We start from the raw sequence: 7,137 nt of genomic DNA, 5'->3' as shown, positions 1-7,137 counted from the left end.
GGGTGTGTGTGGCAGCCGGGGCGGGGGCGGCGCCCCCCCCCGCCCCCCCCCCCCCCCCGGGGCGGGGTGTGGAGCGGCGCGGGCTGTTGGTCGCTGCCACAGCGCGATTACCGACGGCGACGCACCGGGCCGCCCGGCTAGGGCGAAGACCATGCGTGACAAGTCCAACTCCGGTCTGCCGTGCCGCGAGCCGAAGGGCTGCGACCAAGTCGGGCCCACAGCTGGTACGGAACCCTGATCGGCATGGTGTCGGCTCGCGCGGGGTCAGGTCACGCCGCTGCGGGGACGGCCTGTCCGCTCTCCACGGGCGACGGCTGTCCGGCCTCGCCGGCCCGGATGGTGATCTTGCGGGCCCGGGAGGCCGAGGCGGTGGGGACGGTGAGGGTCAGGACGCCGTCCTGCAGGTGGGCCGTGATACGGCCCGGGTCGAGGCTTTCGGCCAGGTGGATCCGGCGCTCGGACGCCCCGTGGGAGCGCTCGGCGAGCTGGGTGCGCGCGTGCTCACTGCGGGGGGCGGGACGGCGTTCGGCCTTCACGGTCACCATCCGCCCCAGTGCCTCGACCTCGATCGCCTCCAGCGGGACGCCGGGCACATCGAGCGCGATCACGAAACGGTCGTCCTCGCGCCAGGCGTCCATCGGAATCGGGGCCGGCCGCGACCCGGCTGTGGGGGGCGCCTGGTGGGTCACCGCAGTGCGCATGGACATCGTCGGACACCTCCGGTCCAGAAGCTCTTGTTCGCACCGGTGCGGTGCGACACGAACCGGTTGTAGCATGTCATCCAGACGATGACAAACACCCAGTCAGCGAAAGAGTGACGACATGGATACGCAGGACACCGGCACGGCCGGGGTCGGCCCGGCCTCGTTCCTGGCCGCCGCTGCCGCGCTGGGCATGATGGACGCCGCTGCCCGCACCGCCCGCCACGCACCTCCGGACGACGCGGGCCAGCACGACCCGGGCGGTGCGCTGTCAGCGCTCCTGCTGCTGCGTCACCTGCGTGAGGAACTCGCCGGCTGGGAGAGCGGTCTGATCGAGACCGCCCGCGGGGCCGGCGCCACCTGGGCCGACCTTGCCGAACCGATGGGCGTCCAGAGCCGCCAGGCCGCCGAGCGCCGCTACCTGCGCATGCGCCCGAACGCCGACGCCGGCACCGAGGCTGGCAGCACCGGCGAGCAGCGCGTCCAGGCGGTCCGCGACCAGCGTGCCGCCGACCGCGCGGTGACCACCTGGGCTCGCGACAACGCCGCGGACCTGCGCCGCCTCGCCGGGCAGATCGGCGCCCTGGACGGCCTCACCACCTCGGCGGCGCCCGCCATAGAACGCCTGCTGGACGCGCTCGGCGACAACGACCCCGCCCGCCTGCTCGCCCCGCTCGCCGAGACCCGGCCCTTCCTGGAAGCGGACCACCCGACGATCGCCGGCCGCCTCGACGAGCTCACCACCCGAACCGGCCAGCTGCGGGCCGACAGCGGACGGCAGCGCCGCACACCCCCGGCCGGTCCGTGACCACCCCCGGTAGCGCCCCATCCGGGCCGCGGCCTACGCACAGCTGACCCGCTCCAAAGTCGAAGGCCCGCCCCGGCAGGCAGAGCGAAGGCCGACGCCGCGGGCCCTCATGTGAAGACCATCCGTACTCCGATCCCAGCCGACGCCCATGACTCCAGCCGACCTGCAGCAGCTGCTGATCACACGCACCCCCGAGATCCCGGGCATCGCCGCCGCCGACAGGCGCGGCGACGACAGCCCCTACGGACTGGCCGTGACCCTGGACGGGGGCGGCCAGGTGTGGTGGAGCATCACCGGTGCCAGCGGCTCCGCCCCCGCCCAGGCCCCCGCTGGTACTGCCACCGAGAAGACGCAGGTGCCGGACCTGACGGGCCGGCCTGTTGCGGTTGCCCTCGTCGAGCAGGCCCTGGTCGCCGCCGCGACGGCCGACGGCGCGTCCAGCGACGTTGTTCGCGTCGACCGGTACAGCACACGCCCGGATCCGCCGGCGGTGCGATACGGCGCCACGCTGGAATGCCGCGACGGCTGGAAGCTTTTCCTGTCCTGCTACGGCACCGCCCGACCCGGCACCGCCCGCCCCGAACAGCCCTACCAGCCCCTCAGCCGCATCTGAATACCCCCGGAGCCGACCGCGCGGCACACCCGCCCGGCCTGCCCCGGCGACTTGACCCGACCCGAACCCTTTCCACCGAAGGAGACACCTCCCGTGGCCAGCCCGACCCAGACGCTGGAGTTCCAGGCGGAGACCCGCCAGCTGCTGCAGCTGGTGATCCACTCGATCTACTCGAACAAGGACATCTTCCTGCGTGAGCTGATCTCCAACGCCTCCGACGCCCTCGACAAGCTCCGCCTGGAATCCCTCACCGACACCGATCTCGACGTCGACACCTCCGACCTGCACATCACGTTGGAGGTCGACAGGGCGGCCCGCACCCTGACGGTGCGGGACAACGGCATCGGTATGACCCGCGACGAGGTCGTCGAACTGATCGGCACCATCGCCAAGTCCGGCACCGCCGGCCTGCTGGCCAAGATCAAGGAGGCCAAGGACGCGGACGCGGCGCAGCACCTGATCGGGCAGTTCGGCGTCGGCTTCTACTCGGCGTTCATGGTCGCCGACAAGGTCACCCTGCACACCCGCCGGGCCGGCACGGAGCAGGGCACCGCCTGGGAGTCCGACGGCGAGGGCACCTACACCATCGCGCAGGCCGAGGGCCTGCCGGTGGGCACCTCGGTCACGCTGCACCTCAAGCCGGCGGACGGCGAGGACGGGCTCGGCGACTACCTCGCGGCGTGGAAGATCCGCCAGATCGTCAAGCAGTACTCGGACTTCATCCGCTGGCCCATCCGCATGGCCACCGAAGCCACCAGCAACGCCGGCACCGACGAGCCTGCCGCCGAGGAGGGCACTGAGCCCGCCACCGGAGACAGGGCCGCCCCCGAGCTGGAGACGCTGAACTCGATGAAGGCGCTGTGGGCCCGCCCGCGCTCGGAGGTGTCCGAGGCGGAGTACCGCGAGTTCTACCAGCAGATCAGCCACGACTGGCAGGCCCCGGCCGAGACGATCCACATGCGCGCCGAGGGCACCTTCGAGTACGAGGCGCTGCTGTTCGTCCCCGCCCACGCCCCGTTCGACCTGTTCTCCCGCGACACCAAGCGCGGCGTCCAGCTGTACGTCAAGCGCGTGTTCATCATGGACGACTGCGACGCGCTGATGCCCAACTACCTGCGGTTCGTCAAGGGCGTCGTCGACGCCCACGACCTGTCGCTGAACGTCTCCCGCGAGATCCTCCAGCACGACCGCCAGATCACCGCCGTTCGCCGGCGCCTCGTCAAGAAGGTCCTCGGCGCCCTCAAGGACATGCAGACCAACCGGACGGACACCTACACCGGGCTGTGGGAGCAGTTCGGCCGGGTCCTCAAGGAGGGCCTGATCGAGGACCGCGACAACACCGACGCGCTGCTGGAACTGGTCAGCGCCGCCTCCACCCACGACGCGGAGAAGCCGACCACGCTGCGCGAGTACGTCGCGCGGATGAAGGACGGCCAGGACGCCATCTACTACCTGACCGGCGAGAACCGGGCCATGGTGGAGAACTCCCCGCACATGGAGGCCTTCACCGCCAAGGGCTACGAGGTCCTCATCCTCACCGACCCCGTCGACGAGGTCTGGACCGACCAGATCCCCGCCTTCGACGGCCACCGCTTCCAGTCCATCGCCAAGGGCCAGGTCGACCTCGACAACGACGCCGACACCGACGGCGACGACGAGGCGAAGGCCGAGAAGGCCCAGCGCGAGCAGGACTTCGCCCTGATGGTCTCCTGGCTCCAGAGCACCCTGGCCGACCACGTCAAGCAGGTCCGCCTCTCCACCCGCCTCACCACCTCCGCCGCCTGCCTGGTCGGCGACGCCCACGACCTGACCCCCACCCTGGAGAAGATGTACCGGGCCATGGGCCAGGACCTCCCCCAGGTCAAGCGCATCCTCGAACTCAACCCCACCCACCCCCTCGTCACCGCCCTGCACCAGGCCCACCACGCGAACGCCGACGACCCGGCGCTCGCCGAGGTCGCCGAACTCCTCCACGGCAGCGCCCTGCTCGCCGAAGGCGGCGACCTGCCCGACCCGGCCCGCTTCACCCGCCTCCTGACCGACCACCTCACCCACACCCTGTAGCCGCCCGCGGGTGCGGTCGGCAGTGCCCGGCCGGCCGCACCCGCGCCACTCGGCCCAGCGTGCTGGCCGCCCGCGCGGCCGGGCGCACCGAGGACGCGGACCTCATCGCCGAGCACATACGACACACCGTGGACCTGCTGCTGGAGCGCTCCCGCGCGCTCGCCGAGGCGGGCCGGGTCGCGGTGGTCGGGCTGTCCTACCGGCTCGCCGACGGTACCGCCCACCTGGTCACCTCCCGGGGCCTCGACCTGCCCGCCGACGAGGTGGCATGACCCGGCTGTTCAGCGTTCCTCAAGGTCCGGGACGACCTTGCGCAGTTGGCCGGCGCTGATCGCGCCGGCGCGCAGAAGTACGGGCGCCGTGCCGGTGATGTCCACGATCGAGGACGGCACGGCCGCGGGCGTAGGGCCCGCGTCCAGGTAGACGGCCACCGAGTCGGTGAGCATGCCCTGTGCGGCGCCGCAGTCCTGCGGGGACGGATGCCCGGTCAGGTTGGCGCTGGACACGGCCAGCGGCCCGGTCTCCGCGAGCAGGTCGAGGGCGACCGGGTGCGCGGGCATCCTCACCGCCACGGTGCCGTTCGTCTCGCCGAGGTCCCACTCCAGGGACGGCTTGTGGCGGGCGACCAGGGTCAGCCCGCCCGGCCAGAACGCGTCCACGAGGTCCCGCGCGTGCGGCGGCAGGTCGTCGACCAGGAGGTCCAGACCTTGCGGGGAGGCGACCAGCACCGGGGAGGGCATCTGCCGGCCCCGACCCTTGGCATCGAGCAGCCGCGCGACGGCGTCGGGGCTGAACGCGTCGGCACCCACGCCGTAGACGGTGTCCGTGGGCAGCACGACAAGCTCACCCCGACGCACCGCCGAACCAGCCTCGCGCAAACCCCTGGCACGCTCGAAGGAATCCGAGCAGTCGAAACGACGCGACACCGCAGCTCTCCAACCCGGCGGGATGCCCGCCCCTCTTCCTCCCGCGCCGCAGAACCCGGCACGGCCCACACCGGCCACGCTACCCGGCACCGGGGCGGCGTCTCGGAACGGATGAGCCGCCAGCTGTCCGGCGGCTCACCCTTCGTGCTTCCCGCTGAAAGCGGTGCGGGGGAAGCGTCCGGACGCGCCTGCGGCACGACAGCGCGGCCTGCGCTGTCGTGCCGTCACGGGTCACCCCCGGCTCGGCGCTATCTGCGTGAGCTCCGCCCGCGCCCCAGGCGCACGCCCCCGAGCACCAGGGCGGCGACGAACAGCACGGCGCCGATCACGAGCAGCCACAGCAGGCCCTTCACCAAGGCGCCGACGAAGCCGAACACCACGGCGATGAGCAGAATGACCAGGAACACGGCCATGACGGTGCTCCTTTCCGTCGTCAGTCGGTGCGCTTCAGGGCGCCCTTTGCCCGGTCGGCCGCGGCTTGCGCTGCGTCCTTGACGTCGTCGGCGGCCTGCCTGACCTTCGACTCCACCTGGTCGGCCTGGCCCTCGCCCTTGAGCTCCTCGTCACCGGTGAGCTCGCCGGCCTTCTCCTTCACCTTGCCGGCCAGTTCTTGCGCCTTGTTCGACAGGTCACTCATCGGTTCCTCCAGTCGTCCGCCGGGCGGCCCATCAGCACCGCCCATTCGTCACCTTTTTAACCGGTATTCGCCCTTTCATGCGCGTGGTACGGATCTTCGGCCGTCCTGGCCGGTACGGGGTCAGGCGGCGGCGGGGGCGAGGTCGGCGCGGCCGAACAGGAGCGCGTAGCCGCGGGGGAGGTAGGCGAGGAGGCGGTCGGTGAGCTCCTCGCCGGCGAGGTCGGTGAGTGCGGCAAGGACGCAGGAGGCGTCCCAGCGGGCGCCGGCGAGGGTGGTGTTCAGGTTGCGGGCGAGGGCTTCGACGAAGGCGGGGGCGGTGACCGGTTCGGTCAGGGGGATCGGGGCGACGAGGGCGGCACGGGCGCGTTCGGGCAGGGCCGCGGCCAGGTCGCAGCGTTCGTCGCCGGTGAGCTGGGAGCCGAGTATGCCGAGAACGGCGTCGAGGATGTGTTCGGCTTCCCGGTCGCTGTCGTAGCGGCCGAGGTCGCGGACCCGCTGGACGAGGTGGTGCCAGGTCATGTCGAGTGCCTTCCGTACGTGGCAGGCCGCTTCTGGGGCGGCAGGCGTGGGTCAGGGCCGCCGGCCGGGCTGGGGCCGGCCGAAGAGGACGTCGTAGCCGGGCGGCAGCTGGAACAGGATGCGCTCCATGAGGTCGTCGCCCGCGGCGTCGGCGGTCGTGGACAGCACGGCGCCGATGTCCCACACGGCGGTGGTTTCGGTGGCGCCCTCGATCCAGGCAGCGGTTGCGCGCACGAACCGTTCCGCGGTGAGCGGTTCGGCGGCCTGCAGCGGGTTGAGCAGGACCAGGGCGAGGGTCTCGGGCAGCCTGGCCGCGAGTTCGGCACGGACCTGTCCGACCAGGTGTGCGCCGAGCAGGGCGAGCACGACACGGGCCGCGCGCTCGGCCTCTTGGGCGGTGGTGTACTCGCCGCGTTCCCGGACGCGCTCCAAGAACGCCTCCCATCGCAGGGTCACCTCGTATCTCCCTCCATCCGGGCGGGCGCGGCACGCGCCCGCGGTCAGGGTTCGACGATCAGCCGCCGGTTCAGGCCGGTGAGCCTGAGCAGGCGCAGCACCCGGGAGCCGGCCCCGCGCAGGATCAGGCGGGCGCCGAGGCGGTCGGCCTGATTCTGGGCGTGCACCAGCGCACCCAGGCCCGCACAGTCCATGAACTCCACACCGGCCAGGTCGAGCACCACCTCGCGGTCCGTCCGGAGTGCGGCGCTCAGGCTGCGTCGCAGTTCGGGGGCGGTGGCGAGGTCGAGGTCACCGCGGGCGGTCACCAGGGCGGCCGCCGTGTGGAGGGTGTGCATGACGTTCTCGCTGTCGGTTCGGCCTGCACAGCACTCGGCGTGCTCGGGGGGCGGGTCCGGGTGGGGCCCGGGGGT

At 72.2% G+C, this 7,137-nt stretch carries 10 protein-coding genes and 1 pseudogene; 4 read left to right on the top strand and 7 right to left on the bottom strand.

Annotated features, from left to right (window positions below; translation table 11 throughout):
- Positions 1–269 precede the first annotated feature (269 nt).
- Positions 270–707, bottom strand: coding sequence for an Hsp20/alpha crystallin family protein (locus ACFWXO_RS31870; protein ID WP_380528159.1), 438 nt, complete (start codon positions 705–707; stop codon positions 270–272).
- 115 nt (positions 708–822) lie between these two features.
- Between ACFWXO_RS31870 and ACFWXO_RS31865 the strand changes: the two genes are divergently transcribed.
- The 4 genes and pseudogenes from ACFWXO_RS31865 to ACFWXO_RS31850 form a co-directional block, all read left to right on the top strand.
- Positions 823–1,509 (top strand): type III effector protein, encoded by a 687-nt coding sequence (locus tag ACFWXO_RS31865; protein ID WP_380528156.1) that lies wholly within the window; start codon positions 823–825, stop codon positions 1,507–1,509.
- Positions 1,510–1,657: 148 nt separating this feature from the next.
- Complete coding sequence (locus ACFWXO_RS31860) at positions 1,658–2,122, top strand: hypothetical protein (RefSeq protein WP_380528153.1); 465 nt, start codon at positions 1,658–1,660, stop codon at positions 2,120–2,122.
- A gap of 93 nt (positions 2,123–2,215) precedes the next feature.
- Positions 2,216–4,186: a molecular chaperone HtpG gene (htpG, locus tag ACFWXO_RS31855; RefSeq protein ID WP_380528150.1), complete on the top strand. Its 1,971-nt coding sequence runs from the start codon at positions 2,216–2,218 to the stop codon at positions 4,184–4,186.
- A 26-nt stretch (positions 4,187–4,212) separates the two neighbouring features.
- Positions 4,213–4,458, top strand: a pseudogene (locus tag ACFWXO_RS31850) (carbonic anhydrase); the annotation flags it as partial.
- 9 nt (positions 4,459–4,467) lie between these two features.
- Here ACFWXO_RS31850 and ACFWXO_RS31845 read toward each other — a convergent pair.
- From ACFWXO_RS31845 to ACFWXO_RS31820, 6 genes are all read right to left on the bottom strand, one after another.
- A complete protein-coding gene (locus ACFWXO_RS31845; protein WP_380528146.1) occupies positions 4,468–5,112 on the bottom strand; it encodes an L-threonylcarbamoyladenylate synthase in 645 nt (214 codons plus the stop codon).
- 248 nt (positions 5,113–5,360) lie between these two features.
- Complete coding sequence (locus tag ACFWXO_RS31840; protein ID WP_380528143.1) at positions 5,361–5,525, bottom strand: hypothetical protein; 165 nt, start codon at positions 5,523–5,525, stop codon at positions 5,361–5,363.
- Positions 5,526–5,545: 20 nt separating this feature from the next.
- A complete protein-coding gene (locus ACFWXO_RS31835) occupies positions 5,546–5,749 on the bottom strand; it encodes a CsbD family protein (protein ID WP_380528140.1) in 204 nt (67 codons plus the stop codon).
- 120 nt (positions 5,750–5,869) lie between these two features.
- Positions 5,870–6,268, bottom strand: a complete 399-nt coding sequence (locus ACFWXO_RS31830) for a DUF2267 domain-containing protein (protein ID WP_380528137.1) — start codon at positions 6,266–6,268, stop codon at positions 5,870–5,872.
- A gap of 51 nt (positions 6,269–6,319) precedes the next feature.
- On the bottom strand, positions 6,320–6,724 hold the full coding sequence (locus ACFWXO_RS31825) for a DUF2267 domain-containing protein (RefSeq protein ID WP_380528134.1): 405 nt from the start codon (positions 6,722–6,724) through the stop codon (positions 6,320–6,322).
- Between the two features lie 44 nt (positions 6,725–6,768).
- On the bottom strand, positions 6,769–7,062 hold the full coding sequence (locus ACFWXO_RS31820) for an STAS domain-containing protein (RefSeq protein ID WP_380528131.1): 294 nt from the start codon (positions 7,060–7,062) through the stop codon (positions 6,769–6,771).
- Positions 7,063–7,137 lie beyond the last annotated feature (75 nt).

The organism is Kitasatospora sp. NPDC059088, from assembly GCF_042738155.1.
Classification (GTDB): domain Bacteria; phylum Actinomycetota; class Actinomycetes; order Streptomycetales; family Streptomycetaceae; genus Kitasatospora.
This window is presented reverse-complemented; position numbering and strand designations above follow the sequence as displayed.